This window comes from Xenorhabdus sp. KK7.4, assembly GCF_963876465.1.
GTDB classification, from domain to species: domain Bacteria; phylum Pseudomonadota; class Gammaproteobacteria; order Enterobacterales; family Enterobacteriaceae; genus Xenorhabdus; species Xenorhabdus stockiae.
Map to the genome: position 1 here is coordinate 146,807 of NZ_CAWNQF010000100.1, position 19,603 is coordinate 166,409.

General features: G+C 40.8%; 14 protein-coding genes. 3 read left to right on the top strand and 11 right to left on the bottom strand.

Annotated elements, in window-relative coordinates; translation table 11 throughout:
- The first annotated feature begins 72 nt into the window (after window positions 1-72).
- Together AACS90_RS17895 and AACS90_RS17900 are read left to right on the top strand one after the other, a co-directional pair.
- Window positions 73-5,043: a DNA repair ATPase gene (locus AACS90_RS17895; RefSeq protein ID WP_099121003.1), complete on the top strand. Its 4,971-nt coding sequence runs from the start codon at window positions 73-75 to the stop codon at window positions 5,041-5,043.
- 227 nt (window positions 5,044-5,270) lie between these two features.
- The gene (locus tag AACS90_RS17900; protein ID WP_099121004.1) at window positions 5,271-5,855 is read left to right on the top strand and encodes a rhomboid family intramembrane serine protease; all 585 of its coding nucleotides are present in this window, start codon (window positions 5,271-5,273) and stop codon (window positions 5,853-5,855) included.
- Window positions 5,856-5,885: 30 nt separating this feature from the next.
- Here the strand turns inward: AACS90_RS17900 and AACS90_RS17905 are convergent, their stop codons facing one another.
- The 9 genes from AACS90_RS17905 to AACS90_RS17945 all read right to left on the bottom strand — a co-directional run bounded on the left by AACS90_RS17905 (window position 5,886) and on the right by AACS90_RS17945 (window position 17,541).
- A complete protein-coding gene (locus AACS90_RS17905; RefSeq protein WP_099121006.1) occupies window positions 5,886-7,334 on the bottom strand; it encodes a flavin-containing monooxygenase in 1,449 nt (482 codons plus the stop codon).
- A 236-nt stretch (window positions 7,335-7,570) separates the two neighbouring features.
- Window positions 7,571-8,536 (bottom strand): PDR/VanB family oxidoreductase, encoded by a 966-nt coding sequence (locus AACS90_RS17910; RefSeq protein ID WP_099121008.1) that lies wholly within the window; start codon window positions 8,534-8,536, stop codon window positions 7,571-7,573.
- A 10-nt stretch (window positions 8,537-8,546) separates the two neighbouring features.
- Window positions 8,547-9,668 carry an aromatic ring-hydroxylating oxygenase subunit alpha gene (locus tag AACS90_RS17915; RefSeq protein WP_099121009.1) on the bottom strand — a complete coding sequence of 374 codons (1,122 nt, stop codon included), beginning with the start codon at window positions 9,666-9,668 and terminating at the stop codon, window positions 8,547-8,549.
- 42 nt (window positions 9,669-9,710) lie between these two features.
- On the bottom strand, window positions 9,711-11,324 hold the full coding sequence (locus AACS90_RS17920) for a BCCT family transporter (protein ID WP_099121010.1): 1,614 nt from the start codon (window positions 11,322-11,324) through the stop codon (window positions 9,711-9,713).
- A gap of 269 nt (window positions 11,325-11,593) precedes the next feature.
- Window positions 11,594-12,832, bottom strand: a complete 1,239-nt coding sequence (locus AACS90_RS17925; RefSeq protein WP_099121012.1) for an MFS transporter — start codon at window positions 12,830-12,832, stop codon at window positions 11,594-11,596.
- An 86-nt stretch (window positions 12,833-12,918) separates the two neighbouring features.
- Window positions 12,919-13,668, bottom strand: coding sequence for a hypothetical protein (locus tag AACS90_RS17930; RefSeq protein WP_099121014.1), 750 nt, complete (start codon window positions 13,666-13,668; stop codon window positions 12,919-12,921).
- Window positions 13,669-13,829: 161 nt separating this feature from the next.
- Window positions 13,830-14,822 carry a hypothetical protein gene (locus AACS90_RS17935; protein ID WP_099121016.1) on the bottom strand — a complete coding sequence of 331 codons (993 nt, stop codon included), beginning with the start codon at window positions 14,820-14,822 and terminating at the stop codon, window positions 13,830-13,832.
- A gap of 52 nt (window positions 14,823-14,874) precedes the next feature.
- Window positions 14,875-16,092, bottom strand: coding sequence for a hypothetical protein (locus tag AACS90_RS17940; protein WP_099121018.1), 1,218 nt, complete (start codon window positions 16,090-16,092; stop codon window positions 14,875-14,877).
- Window positions 16,093-16,455: 363 nt separating this feature from the next.
- A complete protein-coding gene (locus tag AACS90_RS17945; RefSeq protein ID WP_099121019.1) occupies window positions 16,456-17,541 on the bottom strand; it encodes a tartrate dehydrogenase in 1,086 nt (361 codons plus the stop codon).
- Between the two features lie 104 nt (window positions 17,542-17,645).
- Between AACS90_RS17945 and AACS90_RS17950 the strand changes: the two genes are divergently transcribed.
- The gene (locus AACS90_RS17950; protein ID WP_099121021.1) at window positions 17,646-18,551 is read left to right on the top strand and encodes a LysR substrate-binding domain-containing protein; all 906 of its coding nucleotides are present in this window, start codon (window positions 17,646-17,648) and stop codon (window positions 18,549-18,551) included.
- 29 nt (window positions 18,552-18,580) lie between these two features.
- On the opposite strand, the gene AACS90_RS17955 is transcribed toward AACS90_RS17950, so the two are convergent.
- Window positions 18,581-19,123 carry a GNAT family N-acetyltransferase gene (locus tag AACS90_RS17955; protein WP_099121023.1) on the bottom strand — a complete coding sequence of 181 codons (543 nt, stop codon included), beginning with the start codon at window positions 19,121-19,123 and terminating at the stop codon, window positions 18,581-18,583.
- Complete coding sequence (locus tag AACS90_RS17960; RefSeq protein WP_099121024.1) at window positions 19,104-19,409, bottom strand: type II toxin-antitoxin system TacA family antitoxin; 306 nt, start codon at window positions 19,407-19,409, stop codon at window positions 19,104-19,106. Before AACS90_RS17960 ends, AACS90_RS17955 begins: the two co-directional genes overlap by 20 nt.
- Between the last annotated feature and the right edge of the window lie 194 nt (window positions 19,410-19,603).

Below are 19,603 nucleotides of genomic sequence, written 5' to 3' on the forward strand. Positions count from 1 at the left end.
ACCGTGCCGGTGGGCAATCCACATGCCCTGAAACCCGAATTAATCTCATAAAAGCAAGGAAACACTTACGCCATGTCAGATAGCCAACTGAATGATAATCAAGTAAACACCCGCGAACAGGAATTGTTGGATAACGCCGTCGCTGAAGGTGGAGCCTATGATATCTTACGCAATCGTCTGTCTGAACAGGGCCAACAGCTCCACGAAAAAGTCAGCCTGCTAAATAGCCGTCGTCTGGAAGAATTTGGCAAAAACCAGACAGATATTATTGGTCGTATCCGTATCCGCACAGAAAATAACTGCGTTGCCCGGGATATTGTCCGCGTCGGTGACTGGCTGCTGCTTGGCTATAATGTTTTCCTTGGCCTGAAAAAAGAAACGCGGGTCGAAGATGTTTTCTCCCTGTACAAACTGAAAAAAGAAAATGATGAATATGATGTTGAATCCGTCCCGCTGACAGGAACGTTTCTTAATATCACCAGCTTTGTGCAGGATTTCCACGAACTCTATACCTACTATAAAAACACGCAATTACTGGAACTGGTTGAACGGGATGGCAAACTCCTTGCCAGTTTCCAGATCGGTGAGCGGATCACCGATATCCGTGTATTCCGTTGGGCAATCTCCAGCGATAAAACCGAAATCAGGTACATCGATAATCGCGGTGAACGAGATATCGCCCTGCCTCCGGCCTATGATTTTGAATGGCAGCGAACAACACGGGAAAATACCGTTCATGGTCGCTATCCACATATGAACATTCTCGATACGGTGTTTGTGGAAACGATTGGTGGCGATCTGACCATCAAATGTGAAAATAATACCGAAGATGGGCTGGGTATTTATCGGGAAGCGGTGTTGGATAAAACCCAATCACTGGATGATGCACAAATTGAATATGCTCAGACCGGCAGTCTGGTTTTGCTGAAAATTCTGCCTTATCGCGAGGATACATGGCGTTATCTGGTTTACAACACGCTGACTCAGACGGTACAACGCATTGATGCCATTGGGCTGGCTTGTATTCAGCTACCGGAAGATCACGGCATTATTTTCCCCGGCGGCTATTATCTGCAAAACGGCGAGTACAAAACTTTCGATCAGCCCATGGACGGAATGCGTTTCAGGCGGGTTCGCCGCTCCCCGAATGGCGAAGATGTTATGTATATCTTCTATGAGCCAAAACTCGGTCGGCTGGCACTGTTCAATTACAACCTGATCGAACGTAAACTGCAAAACCCGCTGTTCGGGCACGGTTATGCCATGCTGGAAGATGGTCAGATGGTGCTGTTCGAAGGCCAATCAGATGAACCAACACGCATCCACCCGATGCAAATCTGGCAAACCCCTTTCTATTCTGACGAATATGCCGCCCGCCAACCGGCAAAAAACAGCTTTCTGGGGCGTATCGGCAATGCGGAACTGGTGCGGGGAATTTCCGATCTTTACCATATCGCTAAGGAAATTGAACAACAGCATATTTCTTCTCAGCTTTATGAAAAACTCTGTCAGGATACCCGCCGTCTGGTGGATATCTACTATTGGTTAAGTGACGAAAAGTGGCTGAATGACGAACAGAGCCTGCATATTGCAGCACTTCTCAAAGAGATCGCCAACACCGGCGAGCGCGTATTGGATGAATACGAAAAAGTCGAGAGTATTCGTCGTCAATCCGTCCGGGCGATGAATGAGGCCACATCGCATCAAAAAGAGCTGCTGACTGCCATGCTGCCGGAAAGCTGGACAGAAACTCAGCAATATATTGATGCCTTAAACAAGCTGAGTATCCAGCGTGGCCACTTAATTACCCTGCGTGACCACCGTTATATTGACCTCGTCCGCCTTGATGAAATGGAAGCACAACTGGCTGACAGTCAACAACGTATTTCACTGGCAACCGCAGATTTCCTCGCCAGCGACAAAGCATTACAGCCTTTCACTCAACAGTTACAAATACTGGATAAGCAAATACAAGAAGCGGCCAACAGCGCCCAATTGACAGAACCATTGGCGGGCATGGAGAAAATGTCAGCCGATCTGGATATGCTGTCAAACCTGATGGCCTCACTGAAATTTGAAGATACAACCCAGCAAACGCATATTATTGAATCCATCTCTGAAATTTATGCTCTGCTGAATCAGGCCAAAGCCAGACTACAACAGCGCCGCAAAGAAAAAGGCGCGGTTGAATCCGTCGCACAATTTAGTGCGCAATTTAAATTGTTCAGTCAGGGGATCACTAACGCCCTGACACTTTCCACTGACCCCGAACGCTGTGAGGAACAACTCTCACGCCTGTTAGTTCAGCTGGAAGAACTTGAAAGCCAGTTCAGTGACCACGATGAATTCCTGAATGACATTCTGGATAAACGCGAAGAGTTACTGGAAACATTTGAAACGCATAAACAATCGCTGCTGGATGAGCGCCAGCGCAAGACTCAGAATTTACAGGTTGCGGCAGAACGCTTACTGGACAGCATCAACCGCAGAACAGCCAAATTTTCTTCTCTTGATGAACTGAACGCCTTCTTTGCTGCTGATACCCTGTCGCTGAAGGCCCGTGAAATTATCGGGCGCCTGCGTGAACTGAAAGACAGTGTTAAAGCGGATGATATTGATGCCAAATTCAGGGCCGCACGCGATCAGGCGATCCGCAGCCTGCGGGATAAAAAGGATATCTACGAAGATGGCGGCAACATTATCAAACTCGGGCCTCGTCACCGTTTCAGTGTTAATACACAGGAACTGGATCTGACCATCCTGCCACGAGGCGACAAATTATACCTGCATTTAACCGGTACCGATTATCAGGAGCCGATAAACAGCCCGGAACTTGAGTCTTTAAAACCCTACTGGGCGATTTCCCTTGAATCTGAATCCCCCTCAGTCTACCGGGCTGAATACCTTGCTTACTCACTCATTTACTCAGCCAGCAAAGAGCAGGCCGGATTAACACTGGATGGGCTAAAATCCCTGATTAGCCAGCCGGATATGCTGGAAAAAACCGTGCGTGATTTTGCCGCTCCCCGTTATAAAGAAGGGTATGAAAAAGGGATTCATGATCATGATGCCATTGCCATTCTGCGCAAACTCATTCCTGTCGGGGAAAGTGCCGATCTTCTGCGTTTCAACCCCCATGCCAGAGCAATTGCCTTTCTGTTCTGGGAGCAAGTTCAGCAAGAAGAGCAACCATCTTTATGGCCGGAACGTGCACGCACCTGCACCAATATTTATCAGCTGTTCCGTAATGATGCTGGCTTACGGGATCTGGAAGCTGAAATAGAAGCAGAAATAAGCCTGTTCCTTGAACGCAACCCAATCAGGTGTGAACCCTATCAGAAAACACAGGCCGCTGAATATCTGTGTCTTGCGCTGAGTCGCATGACAGTAGAATTTACTTTCAGTAAATATGCCCGAGCCTTGCTGGAAGGTCTGCAATCTGCGCTGGAAAAAGCGCATATGTGGGGTGATTTCATTCACTCACAGCAGAATCTCGGCCAGCGCTTTGCTCAACGCTGGACGCTGGTGGAGAACTGGCTGAACGGGCTTTGCTCCTTAGCCGAATTTGCACCACTAAAAGATTATATTTCGGAAGCTGTCGCCCTGACCGTACTGGATAAATCGCTGAACGCCCGCTTCAGTGAAGTTGATCTGCACTTTACTGTCACCGATTTAATTGGCGAACATCCTTCCATCATTAACCAGACGCTGACGCTCAGTCTTGATGACTATTTCTGCCGCATGAGAAAACAGCGCAAGGTATTTATCCCCGCTTATCATCATTATCAGGAATTACGTCAGGGTGTCCTGAATCAGCAGCGCCAATCCCTAAAACTGCATGAATTCAAGGCTCGACCACTGAGCTCATTTGTCCGCAACAAACTAATCAACGATGTTTATCTGCCATTAATCGGCGATAATCTTGCCAAACAAATGGGTGCTGTCGGAGAAGGTAAAAGAACAGACCTGATGGGAATGCTGTTGATGATCTCTCCGCCGGGCTACGGTAAAACCACCTTAATGGAATACATCGCCAACCGTCTTGGCCTGATCTTCATGAAGATTAACGCCCCCGCATTAGGGCATGATGTACTGTCACTCGATCCGGCTCAGGCTCCGAATGCAACAGCCCGTCAGGAGCTGGAAAAGCTGAATCAGGCACTGGAAATGGGCAATAACGTGATGCTGTATATTGATGATATTCAGCATACCAACCCTGAATTTCTGCAAAAATTTATTTCCCTGTGTGACGGAACACGGCGTATAGAAGGTGTCTGGAAAGGCAAAACCAAAACTTACGATATGCGCGGTAAAAAATTCTGCGTCGTTATGTCCGGTAACCCCTATACCGAATCCGGTGAGCTATTCAAAATCCCTGATATGCTGGCAAACCGTGCCGATATTTATAACCTCGGTGAAGTGCTGGGCGGTATGGAAGAGGCTTTCACACTGAGCTATATCGAAAACAGCCTGACTTCAAACCCGGTATTGGCTCCGCTGGCATTACGCGATATGAACGATCTTTACCTATTTATCGATAAAGCAATGGGCAAACCCTTCTCCGGCAATGCCTTAAGTTACCCATATAGTGATGCTGAAATTACCGAAATCATCGCGATCCTTGAAAGGCTGTTAAGCATGAGGAGTGTCGTTTTCAAAGTTAACCAGCAATATATTGCCAGTGCCGCCCAGTCAGACAAATACCGGACAGAACCACCGTTCAAACTACAGGGCAGTTACCGCAATATGAATAAACTCAGTGAAAAAGTTTCTGCGGTCATGAATGAAGCCGAAATACAGCGCATTCTGGATGATCACTATTTGGGAGAAGCACAACTACTGACCAGTGGAGCAGAAGAAAACTTACTTAAACTAGCCGAACTTCGTGGCACCCTGACACCAGAAGAAGAACTGCGCTGGCAGCAGATAAAACGTGATTTTATGCGCAATAAAGCATTAGGTGGCGATAACGCCGATGTAGGCGATCGGGTTGTAGCGCAGCTTGCTGATTTGGTTGAGAGTGTTCAGGCATTAGGGAATTGATCTATAAATAAAAAAATAGAGGCACAAAAATTAGGAATGAGACACGAATGAGATATTATTAAAATAAGATTTGGTTAAAACGACCAAAATACTGTCTAACTACAAAGACACTATCTGAATTATAAAAACGAATTATTTGAGTAGGTGATACTTTTTCTTAACTCAAAAGTCATCTGGTATCAAATAATAAAATTTGATTCAGTTAATAAGATTGAGGAAACAGCATAGTGAAACTATGGTTACAAAAACGGTTTTATATCCTGATAGGGCTAACCTCACTGCTTATCCTCCTCCAATTACTTAATACCTTAACCGATGGAGCATTAAGTAATTTTGGTATTATCCCCCGATACATTCAGGGGTTGATTGGCATTCCTCTGTCTCCGTTTCTGCATGGTAGCTGGTCACATCTGTTCAGTAATCTGCCTGCTTTATTAATCCTGAGTGCATTACTGATGGCTCACTCCATCCGATATTACATTCTGGCCAGTCTGTTCATTATTTTTACGGAAGGAATGTTAGTCTGGCTATTCGGACGTAGTGCCATTCATGTTGGTGCCAGCGGCTGGATTTTTGGTCTGTGGGGTTTATTACTGGCTAATGCCTTTTTTCTCAAACGAGCCAAAGATTTCTTTTTCGCGATTGTTGTCTTTATCTACTACGGCGGAATCGCAATTAATCTGTTCCCCTGGCATGCCTACGTTTCAACAGAAAGTCATTTTTTTGGTGCTGTATCCGGGATCGCCTTCTCCTGGCTTTCGAAAAAACAGTTAATTAAAAAGCACAAAGATAACCTGATTACCCGCAGATGACAGCCCGTTACAATAACGGACTGTTGATAATTATGTCCACTCCAAAGCTGGATCATCTACTGGTTGACGTAAAACCTGTTTATCTTTTTGATAATCATGTGACACACGCCAGTTTTCGCTGCGTCCCTGACGGGGAAGAGCATCACCGCTTCGTTTTACATAACTGGATTTCAGCGCCCCGAAAATATTCTCATCCACCACAATCTCATCCGGCTGCGCATGTGGAGTCACAACCGTAGCCTGACGGCGATCCATTTCATGGAACAGACGACATATATAATCCGCTGAAAGATCAATTTTTAATGTCCAGGCATTATTAATGTACCCAAACAGATAAGCAAAATTAGGAATATCCCGAATCAATGTTCCCTTATAAAACATAAGGGTACTAGGGTCTATCGGTTGCCCATCAATGGAAACCCCAACCCCCCCCATAAGCTGTAATTGTAAACCTGTCGCTGTTACGATGATATCTGCCGGTAACTCCTTACCAGACTGCAACAAAATGCCATTCTCAGTAATATGCTTAATATGATCAGTAACAATCGATGCTTTTCCTTCTCTTATTATCTTAAAAAAATTACTGTCGGGCACAAAACACAATCGTTCATCCCACGGCATGTACTCAGGCGTAAGATTTTTCATGTCAAAATCAGGGCCAACTTTCCTTTGGGCTAGTCCCAGCAAAAATGCTCTCAACATATTGGGAAAATATCGGCTTATCTTATATAGATAACTGAAAAATAATATATTACGCTCTCTGCTCAGGGCGTAAATCCAACGCTGAGGAATAATGCCTTTAAAAAATTCAGCGAATTTATCCCTGCCCGGTATTGAAAAAATATAACTGGGAGAACGCTGTAGCATAGTAATATGCTCTGTATCATTAGCCATTGCCGGTAATAAAGTTACCGCTGTCGCACCACTTCCAATCACTACAACCCGTTTCCGTTTGTAATCTAAAGTCTCAGGCCAATGTTGCGGATGAACCACCGGACCCTTGAAATCTTCAAGTCCGGGAAGTTTGGGGGAATGAGGCTCATCATGGTTAAAGTAACCTGTCGCACCGATCAGAAAATTGCAGGTAAACTGCCGGGTTTCACCGCTGGCCTCATCAATTGCTGTAATCTCCCATTGACGGCTTTTATTTGACCAATTAATTAGGATTATTTTTATCCCAAACTGAATTTTTTTATCAATTTTATACTCTTCCATCGCTGAACGGAGATAACGTTTGATTGAAGGCCCATCAGCAAAAATACTGGTTTCTGTCCAGGGACTAAATTTATAGCCATAACTCATCATATCCGAATCAGTACGAATACCCGGATAACGGAATAAATCCCATGTTCCACCAATTGCACGACGACGCTCTAATATCCACACTTTTTTATCAGGGCATTCTCTGGCCAGATGGCATGCCATACCGATACCAGAAACACCAGCCCCCATAATCAAAACATCGTAATGATTATTCATATTCCCCCCTATAAGGTATTTTCTGATGAGGACATTTTCCCACCATCGCAACATGTTATTTTTTATTCAATAAAACAACCATTTGTATTTATGAGGGGGGACTAACATTAATCGAGGCCGGAGGATGGATAGCATTTGTACAGCGATGATTGTGACAAAAATAAGCCAGCGCGGTCAGCAACAATGTGGAGTATAGAGCTACAGAATATTCCGCGTAGCCCTAGAAATGACTTTCATTATAAATCAATCACCAGTCGTTTACCTTTCGCTCTGGAACAGCAAATCAGCAGAGATGTCTGGCTCTCTCTTTCTTCATCACTAAAATAGTGATCACGATGATCAGCCTCACCTTCTAAAATCGCCGTTTCACAAGTTCCGCAGATACCTTCGCGACATAAACTTTCAACCACGGCGGCGTTATTTTTTTCAATAACTTGCAGAATTGTCGATTCGCTATCGACCTCCAGTTCAATGCCTGATCTGGCAAGCACAAGGGTAAAGGTATCCCCGGTTTTATCTTCAACCGCAAACTGCTCAAAATGTAACTGACGTTGAGGAAAGCCGGCTTTTTGTGCCGCTTGTTTGACACCTTCACTTAATGAATTTGAACCGCATGTATAAATGTGGCTTCCTTCAGGCAATTGAGCAATGAAAGTCTCCAGTTCAATACGGGAACCTTCGGATGAAACATGACAAACAACTTTATCTTTAAATTCAGATGTCATTAATTCCTGCCAGAATGCGTTTTCATTGGCATTCCTGTAACAATAATGCAGTTCATAATCTGCATTTTGCTGTTCCAGCTGATGCAGATGAGACATAAATGGCGTGATCCCGATTCCACCCGCAATTAAGATATGTTTTTTGGCTTCAGGCACGATTGAGAATAAGTTATTTGGCTCAGAAACAACGAGTTTATCCCCAATAGTGACTTTTTCATGCATAAATGCCGAACCACCGCGAGAACGTGCTTCCCGCTTAATTGCAATTTGATAACGTTGTTCATCAAAGGGGGAGTTGAGCAACGAATAGGCATTACTATAATTGCTGCTACCATCCTTCATTTGCACAAAAATATGACTGCCAGCAGTAAACGAGGGTAAATGCGTGTTTTGATCAGGTATTAACGTGAAACGCTTAATGGTTGGCGTTATCGTTTCAATATCGCTGACAATAACACCAACCATTTGATAAGTAGCCATAAACTACACCTCATTCTTCATGGTAGATTTGCGCGATAAGATTATGAAAATAAGCGATACCATGCTCACTCATCCCACTTCCTGTGCTATCTGCCATGATGCGCCCCTGACCACGATAGCCACGGGATTTCAGTCCCTTTTGTACGCTTTCAACCAAACGAAGATCTTCCGGACGAAAAACATCGCGATACCATTCGATCAAATCGTTTTGCTCCTGCGTCAGATCCTCATTGGTAAAGTAAATATCGTAGTGTTGTAGCGTTGTTTCCGCATCAACCGGAAATTCATAAATAACCGTCATCATGCCTTTAATAGGCGTAACGTTGTACATAGTACAAGGCCATAACCAAAAACCATGGAATGAAGATTCACCTTCAAATTTGAAAGATTGCTCTGAGGGAACGGCATAACCAAATTGTAATGACCAGTTATCACGCATAGTATGCCAGTAGCGATCAACCTGAACAGAAGTAGAAAAACCCGGATGGGCCGGAGCACAGTGATAACATTCCAGATAGTTATCAACAATACTTTTCCAGTTAGCAGGAGTTGATGTCGTGAAACGGGCAGCCAGTTTTAAATCGTAAACTTCAGGGCAGGCTTCCAATACTTTGGCTCCTAATCCCGGCAACTGTTGTTCAACTGTACCGGCATTTACATCCATATTAATAAAGACAAAACCAGCGTATTCCTCCAGTTTAACAGGGGTCAGAGTCGCTAAGTCTTTATCAAAATTGGCCACATTTTCGCAATTACGCGCGTGTGCTAAGGTGCCATCAAGTTTAAAGGCCCACGCATGATAAGGGCAGGTAATCACATTTTTTGCCTTACCTTCCCCTTTTAATAACTGGTGCCCACGATGAGGACAAACGTTAAAAAATGCCCGTAATACTTTGTCACGCCCACGCACGATGACAATGTTTTCACCAATAATTTCACGCGTAATGTAATCATTCGGGTTAGCCAATTCGCTGATGTGTGCAACACAGAGCCAACTCTTAGCGAAAATCGCTTCTTTCTCATAATCAAATACACTCTGAGAAGTATAGAAACGGGCTGGCATGGTATAAGCTTCTGTCGGGTTTGCACAAAAATCTCTTGGCAATGTGAAATCAGGATGTTGAATGCTCATATCAATTCCTTAATCTTCTTATGACGTTCATTGACTGTTTTGTTAGTTATTGCTGTCGTGGATGAAGGTATTGTTAGTATTTTTTACTTTTATCGGCACCGGAATAACAACATTTTCCTGCTGTTCAGATGTATCAATAAGATGGGCAGGAACATGCGCGTAATCTTGTTTTATCCAGCGAATAAAACCATAGACCTTAAATAATAGGATCACCAGAAAGGGGAGTGCAGTCAGCACTACCGTTGTTTTCATTGTTTCCAGAGAAGCCTGTGTAAACAAAATCGAAAGGGGAATGAGTGTAATCACCACGCACCAGAAAAGACGTAAATTCCGGCTGGGGTCCTGACCTTCGCTTAAATTACGGGTACTGGTTGCTGCCATCGTATAGGCCACTGCATCCATATGTGAGGCCAGAAAAATAATCATAATGCAAAGATAGGCAATAAGGAAAAACTGGCCGAATGGCAACGCATTCAATAGCTGATGAACTGCCGTTTCACCACCTAACGTATTTAATATTTCAGGGACATTAATGGCTCCGGTAATAAATTGGTTCATCGCATAGCTTTCCAGAACACCAAAGAAAAACCAACAGCCAAACGTACTACCTAATAACAATGCCCAAATCACTTCTTTAATTTTTCGCCCGTGAGAAACCCTCGTCACAAACATAGCAACACCGGGGGTATATGAAATCCACCACAACCAATAGAAAACAGTCCAGCTACGGGTAAATTGGCCATCCCCCATTGGATCGGTAAACAAGCTCATCTGTAGGAAATTCTGCGTCGTCAGACCAATGGTATGAATAATATTATTAATGATAAATTCTGTCGGCCCTGCCATCAGAACCAGAAACGCAAACCCCAGTGCTCCCCAGCCCACCATCTGGCTTAATCGCCGCATACCATTATCAATACCAATATAAGAACTTAAGCTGAAAATTAATGCGGCTAATAATGTGATTCCGGCCTGAACCATAAAATTGTTCGGTATGCCGGTTAACACCGAAAGCCCACCACTTAATGTCGATGCAGTCACCACTAACGAAATCGTTAATGCGCCTACCGTCGCAATTAAGAATGTCATATCCACCAGACGACCCCAAAAACCCTGAGGATTGATTTTGATAATGGCAGAGATGATCCCTGACAGGCTCAGGCCTTTATTTTTTCTGACATGAAAATGGTAAGCCATGACCAACGAAGCCAGAGCATAAGTAGCCCAGGCACTGACTCCCCAATGGAAAAAAGAGTAGCTAATACTGTACTCGAGAGCTTTAGGTGTATGAGGAACAATATTCAGACCGGGCGTTTTATAATAATAGGCCCACTCCATCACCCCCCAATATAACGTCGATGAACCAAGGCCCGCACAAATAAACATGCATAACCACGGTGCTGTAGCATATTTTGGCTTTCCTTCTCCAAGACGAATATTGCCGTATTTACTCAGTGCCAAATAAAGGACAAACATCAAAGCGACAAGCACTAAAATCTGAATGGTTGACCCAAGCAAACGAGTCAGACCATTAAAAATTGCATTAGCAATAACACTTGTTTTTTCAGGAAACGCGCCGAGTGTTATTGCTATCACAATAATACAGACCAGACTGATGACAATTAACGGAATATCTTTCTTTGGGTTGCTCAGCATAAAACCTCCGCTTTACCATTTTGTATATCTCCTTATTTTTTATGGATACACAAAATTGCCTGTTATCGTTGTTATGGACAGGACAAAAGGAAAACGTGCAACTAAGTAAGAACAAAACTTATCGCTTCTTTTTGTTAACAATAAAAATATAGTGTCGCTACACTATTTAAACAATTAGCCAAACAGTAAATAGATAAAACACATATCGTAATTAATGTTTTGTGAAGCAGATTGAAAATCTAAGGTATCCGTTGGTAGCTAACGCGATACTAATCTATTGAGCTTATGGCGGTACGAAGATGAGGCAGGTAGTAACAATATATGAACGCAGCTAGCACACCGAACCCGCCAGCCATTATCAAAGTTAGGTATAGACCAAGATAAGTTGAAATAAATCCAATTCCAGAAGCACCTAATGGATAAACCCCTACACTAATCATGACAAATAAACTCATCACTCGACCTCGTTTATCATCCTCTACCAAAATCTGTAACAAGCTGTTACTGGCTACTATATTGGTAATGATCCCTGCTCCCAGTATTGGCGATAAGAGCAACCCAACCCAATAAACATGAGTGCTGGATAACACTATTAACGCAATGCTGGCAGAAAGTATGGCAATGAAAATGGTTTTTTCTAGCCCCTTCGCGCTTTGGTGATAAGCTAAATAGCCCACTGCAATGATAGCTCCAAGCCCAAATCCACCGTAAATATTCCCCGCCATGATCGAATCACCATCATATAACTGGCGAATAATAGCAGGAACCAGTGTTGAAAAAGGCGCAAGAGTCAGACCACTCAAGCACAAAGTCAGTAATAAAGACCTAATAGGTACAAACAAAAACGCATACTGAATACCATCACGCAAGTTTTGCCAGAAGTTATGTTTTTCAGTAAATGGTATTTTGGGCAAAGATGGCCAGCGAAGACAGGATAATGAGAACATAATCATCAGAAAACTGAAAGCATTAAGGATAAAGCAGGCAGATTCAGAAACATTAGCAAGTAAATACCCCCCGATTGCCGGGCCAATGATGCGAGATAAATTGAATGAAAGTGAATTAAGAGCGACAGCATTAGATAATAACTCTTTTTCATTAACTAACTCAGCGACTAATGTCTGACGTAATGGCATATCAAAAGCAGCAACAACTGACATAATTAAGGAAAGTGTAATCAAATGCCAGAATTGTATACTTCCTGTCGCAGAAAGCACAGCAAGTACCAATGCTTCTAAAAGAAACAGCGCCTGAGTATAATAAATAAGTTTGTGCTTATTCAGTTTATCGATCCATACACCGGCAAATGGCGCAAGAATTAAGACGCCAATATTGTTACAGAGGCTGAGTAAGCCAAGAGCTCCCGCTGATTCAGTTAATCGATAGGCAACCCAGCCAATGGCTATTTGTTGCACCCAATTTCCTATTTGCGAAGCACTCATACCTAACCAATAAATTCTAAAATTACGGCTTTTCAGGGCTCGGAAGATACTATTACGCAATTGCATAAGTTTCCTATATTTAATTTAAATCAACTATATTTTCCCTGATTCTGACTCATTTCATTACAGTGTTTATTAAACTAAAAGTAAATTTAAAATTGGATAATATTACAAAATTTACTCTTATTTTTCCGTAATATATCGTTTTTTTTCATCACACCAATAATGCGGGAAGTGACTTCAGAGTACTGCTGTTCTGCCTGCTCTGACCAGCCATAATAAGGTCTTTCAAATTCAATAATCAGAGTGCTTGGCAAAAGATTCGTAAGGTCTTTATTCTTTGATATATCTATAACGCGATTTATTTTATCAACAGTAATTCTTAGTGAAGAACCTTGCTGATGGTTATCAATCGTGTGAAGCTCCTCAAATAAAGTATATTTGGATCTCTGTTTATCAATCACAAATGAACTTTCCACTTTAAAATTTTTATAAATGATATTTTTTATTCTCTCATAAAGTTCATTGACAACCTTATCTTCTCGGAAAATAAAGACAATCACTTCCCTGATTAAATTATCATTAATAATATTATCAGGAAGCTTAACTATCATAAATATTCTATTTTCCTCCTCATTATTAATGTATCGACGTAACCTGATGCTTTCTATTTTTTGATCAAAAAACTCAGGAATATAAAAATATTCATCCAGAACATGATCAACTGACATTCTTAAATAATCCACATTACTTTCAATAAAATCAGTATAATAATTAGATTGATTATCACCACACTCATAATAACTTTCATCTCTATGACGAAAATATACCCACATATCAAAATGAATGTCTTTTAATATATCACTAATATAAGAGAAAATATTCATTATTCTTGTTTTCATATATTACCCCTTGAATAAAAAAGAATATACTTTAAGATAATAATATTATTTATTACACTTAACTATCGCGGCAGAGTTATGTAAATCCAGTACTGATAATTTACCGGAAAGCCCCTGTAAAGATTGAACCGTTTTATGTGCATCAGGTGTTATTATACTGATCAATGGTCCACCTGATGAAACAAAGAAACAACATTCCTTATCACTAAAAAGACTAAATATTCGATTACTAATAAACGATAAAATCTCTTCAAATCGTAACCCTGAAGTAGCCCATCTATTAGAGAAATATTCTGGAATATTGCCATATCGCCCCAGCGTATATTGATTAATATAAAAAAAAGATCAGCATAATCCCCTGATTTCAAGGATGGAATAATGATTTCCTCCAAAATATTTTTACGTATTTCTCCATATTCCAATCCCATATTTTTTAGCCGGGAGTAGCCAATCACTGTTAACTGATAATCATCATATCCAGAAGGTAAATTCTGTAACTCAGGAAAAAAAGTTACAATCTTATAAGATGAATGAAGATTGAAAGAAAGAGGCTCACCGCTATCAATCTGCATAATAATAATATCACCGGGTAATAGAGACGCAGCAAAACCACCGCCAATGCTTGCTGCCGGATGGAGTACATATTCATCCTCTTCACTTTCCTCTCCATAATTCCGAGAAAGAAATGTAATTAACTCAGTTGAAGATAATGGACAACCATAAAGTTCATTAATCGCAATAGCAATGGCGCTGACCAGTGATACTGTCGAACCCAATCCACCATGAATAATATTGTGTTGATTTTCAGCTTTAATTATCAACTCTTCTTTAAAATTTAATACTTTTTTTATTATCTGATAAAAATGAGAAATAATTTTATTTCTGCTGGAATAAATTTTGCTGCCCGAATTCTGAGTATTTATTTCTACTGAAGCGGTAGTATATTGATTAACGACGAAATTTATTGATCCTATAGGATAAAACTGACTCAGTGGGGGATCGACGAAATATTGAGTTTTGCAAAGAAAGGTATCAACTCTCGCTGGAGCGATAACAGTACATTTTTTGGCAACCGGAATAGTAGTTGAATATGTTCTTAGTGGAGGATTAATAATCCTACCTATTTTTATAAATTCATTCATCTTTTTTCCCATTATGTAAACCTAAATATACAAAGATAATTGGCTAATTTAAGCCCATCAGTTATCAGGGAATATCAACACAGAGAAATGAGTTATCGGTTTCAAGCTCCAGAATAGCTTGAGTATCACTATCTATTTCGTCAGCACAGTTGCTAAAGAGCAGGACAAAACAGACCGTTGTTAGATCACCAAACAAAGATTTAAATGTTCTAGAACCTGGCTGAAAAAGAAAGTGTATTTCTTTTACAGACTTAAATTTTTTTAGCGTCTCTGTAGGATCTTTCAATATTCCATCATCATATTTGTGCAAAGAAATAGTTCTGGAATAACCTTTTGGTACAGTTGGAAGCGCCCTAAGTACAGGTAAGCCATCCTTCAAAAAACAGCTCAGTAGATCGGGCTGTGATTTAAGACCAACATAGGTTGCCATTTTATTTGGCATTCCTGAAGCACCACTGATCCTATTATTTATTTCAATTAGTTTGAATCCCTCCTGAGTCAAAAATACTTCAGTATGAGAAAAACCATTTTTTAAGCCGCATGCATCTAGGCATTGAGTAACATAAGCTATACATTCTTGGTAAAGGATAGGATCAGTAACTATTTCATTATATTGAGGAATAGGAGTATTGTTTTTTATCGTTTTCTTATACTGCTGTACAGAACTTATAAAATGCTCTCCGAATACAGAAAAAGTATCGACAAACAATTCTCTACCGACTAAAATTTCTTGAATAAGATAGCCCGAGTATTGTGTATTGACTTTTTCTTTAAACTCATCATTACTTGTAGCTATAAAGGCCCCAATAGATCCTGCTGCATTTACAGGCTTGCAAAAGCGGGGCCATAATATATTAAAATCGTCAATGTTATCATCCTGGATATTAATCTTAATTGTCTCTATATAATTAAGATAACTCTCTTTTATTTTTTGTTGCATCAAATACTTATCACTTCTAAAACAAGAAGTCGCACTGTTATTAGAATAAGTAGAATTTATATTTTCTGCAATAACATCTGTAATATAGCTACTGGCATCAGATCCACATAAAACATAATCAATTTTAAGAGAAAAAAGAACGCTTTTTATCTCACTGAGATCATCCTGCTCAATATAAAATATTGAATCAAATAAGTTATTATCAACAGGAATTAGTTTAGGAACATTGAGAAAAGGTTTGGTATAAACAGCATAACAATTTATATTGTTATCTTTAATTTTTTCATATAGATACTGCCTTGATGGCGCAGGATTTATAACAACCACATTTATTTTATTCATTATAAAAATACCTATATTTCAATTTTTATTAAAAATACACTTATGTAGTTGATATATAAAATATATATGATATTTTTTATACCTTAATATTTTACACATACTATTATGAAATTAATAAATTTACTTCCAAAAGCAGAAGCTACGGATTTAATATAGCAAGTCACTCAATATCTAAACTATCACAAGGATCTCAAAAAACAAAAAATGATGTTAAACTCCAATGTTACATTTATATTATTAATGTTTTTATTATGTCTTTAGCCAGTTTAATATACCTTATCTTCTTAAGCTGGCTAAAGACATAAATAATAAAAAACCGCTCTTTGAATAGTGAACGGTTTTTTTAAAAAAAGATGATAAATTTTAATAATTCAAACAATCAATAATCGCTTTCCCGACCTGCTGTGTTGATGACTTTCCTTTCATATCCGGGGTCACAATGCCTTGCGCAATTACCGTTTCAATCGCCGCTAAGATATCATCATGAGCATCCTGATAACGTTTATCTCCGTCACCTAAAAACTGTAACATCATGGCTCCGGCCCAGATCATAGCAATCGGGTTAGCAATATTTTTGCCATAAATATCCGGCGCAGAGCCGTGAACAGGTTCAAACAAAGAAGGGAAATTCCTTTCCGGATTTAAATTAGCAGAAGGGGAAATTCCAATAGTTCCGGTACATGCCGGCCCTAGATCGGAAAGAATATCGCCAAATAAATTGGAAGCGACAACAACATCAAACCGCTCTGGATTCAACACAAAGCGGGCACAAAGAATATCAATATGTTGTTTATCCCATTTAATATCAGGGTACTGTTTTGCCATCTCTTCAACCCGCTCATCCCAGTAAGGCATACTGATGGATAACCCATTGGATTTCGTCGCGGAAGTTAATAATTTGCGCGGGCGGCTCTGGGCTAATTCAAACGCATATTTCAGGATGCGATCAACACCACGGCGGGTAAAAACCGACTCCTGAATCACTACTTCATGCTCTGTACCTTCATTGAAGCTACCCCCAATAGCGGAATATTCCCCTTCAGTATTTTCCCGGACGACATAGAAATCGATATCTTCCGGTTTCTTATTCGCTAATGGACAAGGCACTCCCGGTAACAAACGCACAGGACGCAGATTAACATACTGCTGAAAATCACGGCGAAACTTAAGTAATGATCCCCAAAGTGAGATATGATCAGGCACGGTTTCAGGCCAGCCTACCGCGCCAAAATAAATAGCATCAAACTGCATTAATTGATTAAACCAGTCATCCGGCATCATTTTGCCGTGCCTGAGATAATAATCGCAGCTGGCCCATTCAAAATATTCAAACGATAAATGAAGATCCCATTTTTCAGCCACCACCTGCAAAACCCGAATGCCTTCAGGAAGTACTTCATGACCAATTCCATCACCCGGAATTGCCGCAATTTTAAACGTTTTTTTCATCGAGTATATCTCATTTATCAGGGTACAGAATTGACTTTCTGGATATCTTATAATTGACTGATTTGTATTCAATACTAAAAATGTAGAAACATAATTTACAATCTATGAATAATCTTCCCTTTTTACAGGATCTGCGCGTTTTTCTCTTAGTGGCGAAAAGAGCCAGTTTTGCAGCCGCTGCGGAAGAGATTGGTGCCTCTCCCGCTTTTATCAGTAAGCGCATTGCGATATTAGAGAATGTATTGAATGTCAGTCTGTTACACCGAACCACACGCCGGGTATCTATTACAGAAGATGGTGAGCGGATTTATGAATGGGCGCAGCATATTCTGAACGATGTTAACCAGATGATGGATGAACTCTGCGAACTTCGGCAAGAACCGCAGGGAAAGATCAGAATTACCAGCAGCTTTGGCTTTGGTCGGAAATTCGTTGCTCCGGCATTATCAGCATTGATCCAGACTTATCCACAGCTCGATCTTCGTTTTGATGTGGAAGATCGTCTTGTTGATCTGGCGACTGAAGGGATTGATCTCGATATTCGTATTGGTGATGAGATTGATGATAATCTTATTGCCCGTAAACTTGCATCCAACCGCCGGATCCTGTGTGCATCACCGGCTTACCTTGCCCGTCATTCAGCGCCAAAATCAATTAATGAACTCCCTTCTCATGCCTGTCTGGTGATCAAAGAGCGGGATCATCCGTTCGGGATCTGGAAACTACAAAGCAGCACAGGAGTTCAATCAATAAAAGTCACCGGGCCGATGTCATCCAATCATGGTGAGATCATTCATCAATGGTGTCTGGATGGACACGGTATTATCCTGCGATCATATTGGGATGTTAGAGAAAGTATTAAATCAGGGGCTTTGGTACACATTCTGCCGGAATATTACCAGTCAGCGAATATCTGGGCGGTTTACGTTACACGCTTGGCTATGTCCGCCCGTATCAGAGTGACAGTTGAGTTTTTAGAGCGTTATTTTCAGAAGCATTATTTGGAGTAAAGCCAACTTCATAATGACTATGTCTAAAGCTACCTTATAGCCGCCAATAAATCCTGGATCTTTAAAAACATAGGAGTTGTTCCATTGGATGCAGGAACACCTAGTTCAACAAACCCAAGAAGGGTATAAAACGCGACAGCATCAGGGTCTGCATCCAAAAATATCCCCTTAATCGGCATCACATTATGAACTTTAATGGCATGCTCTAAAAACTCCTGCATTAAAATATGACCATATCCCTTCTTTTGATGCTTAACGGATACACCCAACATCACCAAGCGAACGACGGAAAGGTCGCTTGGCATTGAACCAGTTATTACACCACTCAGTCTGGATTTTGCTAGCGAATAACCTGTAAAACTGCACACACCAAGTAATTCGCCTGTTTTGGTATCAATTAAGGCCTTAGCAACACAATTCCCGTTAGTGACATTACTTTTAAGACTGCTGCGAACGTAACGATTAATAATATGATTACCGCAATCAAAAGCTTTTTGGCCCGGATATATCATATCGCTCTGGTAGTTCACACAAATGTATTCAACCGCAATTTCATTTAGTGGCTTTTCCATCTTTGTTCTTCCTCATCAGAGCGCGTAAAGCAAGTGTTGGGGACTCAGGTTCAGCAATCAACATATTCAAAGTACGCCAGTTTTCTTCATCTAATTCACGACGCTTTTGGTTTTCCAGTACTTCTTCTGCTCGTTCAAAAGCCGCATTCAGGATAAATACACTTAAATCAACACCAGCAATCTGTGCTGCCCGACGCAAAGTTTCTTTCAATTCAGTGCTGGTCTTTAACTCTACACGGGCATTTTTAACCTCTTTGTGAGGCTTTGTTACCGATATCGTTGCCATTTTAGTTACTCCAGTTAGTTGATAAAATTATATTTTATTAATTTAATTGTAGAATTATGCACCTATGGATGTTTATTTATCGTACTGACGGAAGATAGCATCTGATGAGATAATAAGCAAATTTATACGGCTAATAGCCGTACATATAACATATGAAAGTTAGCTAACTATTTTACGATATTATTACATTTACC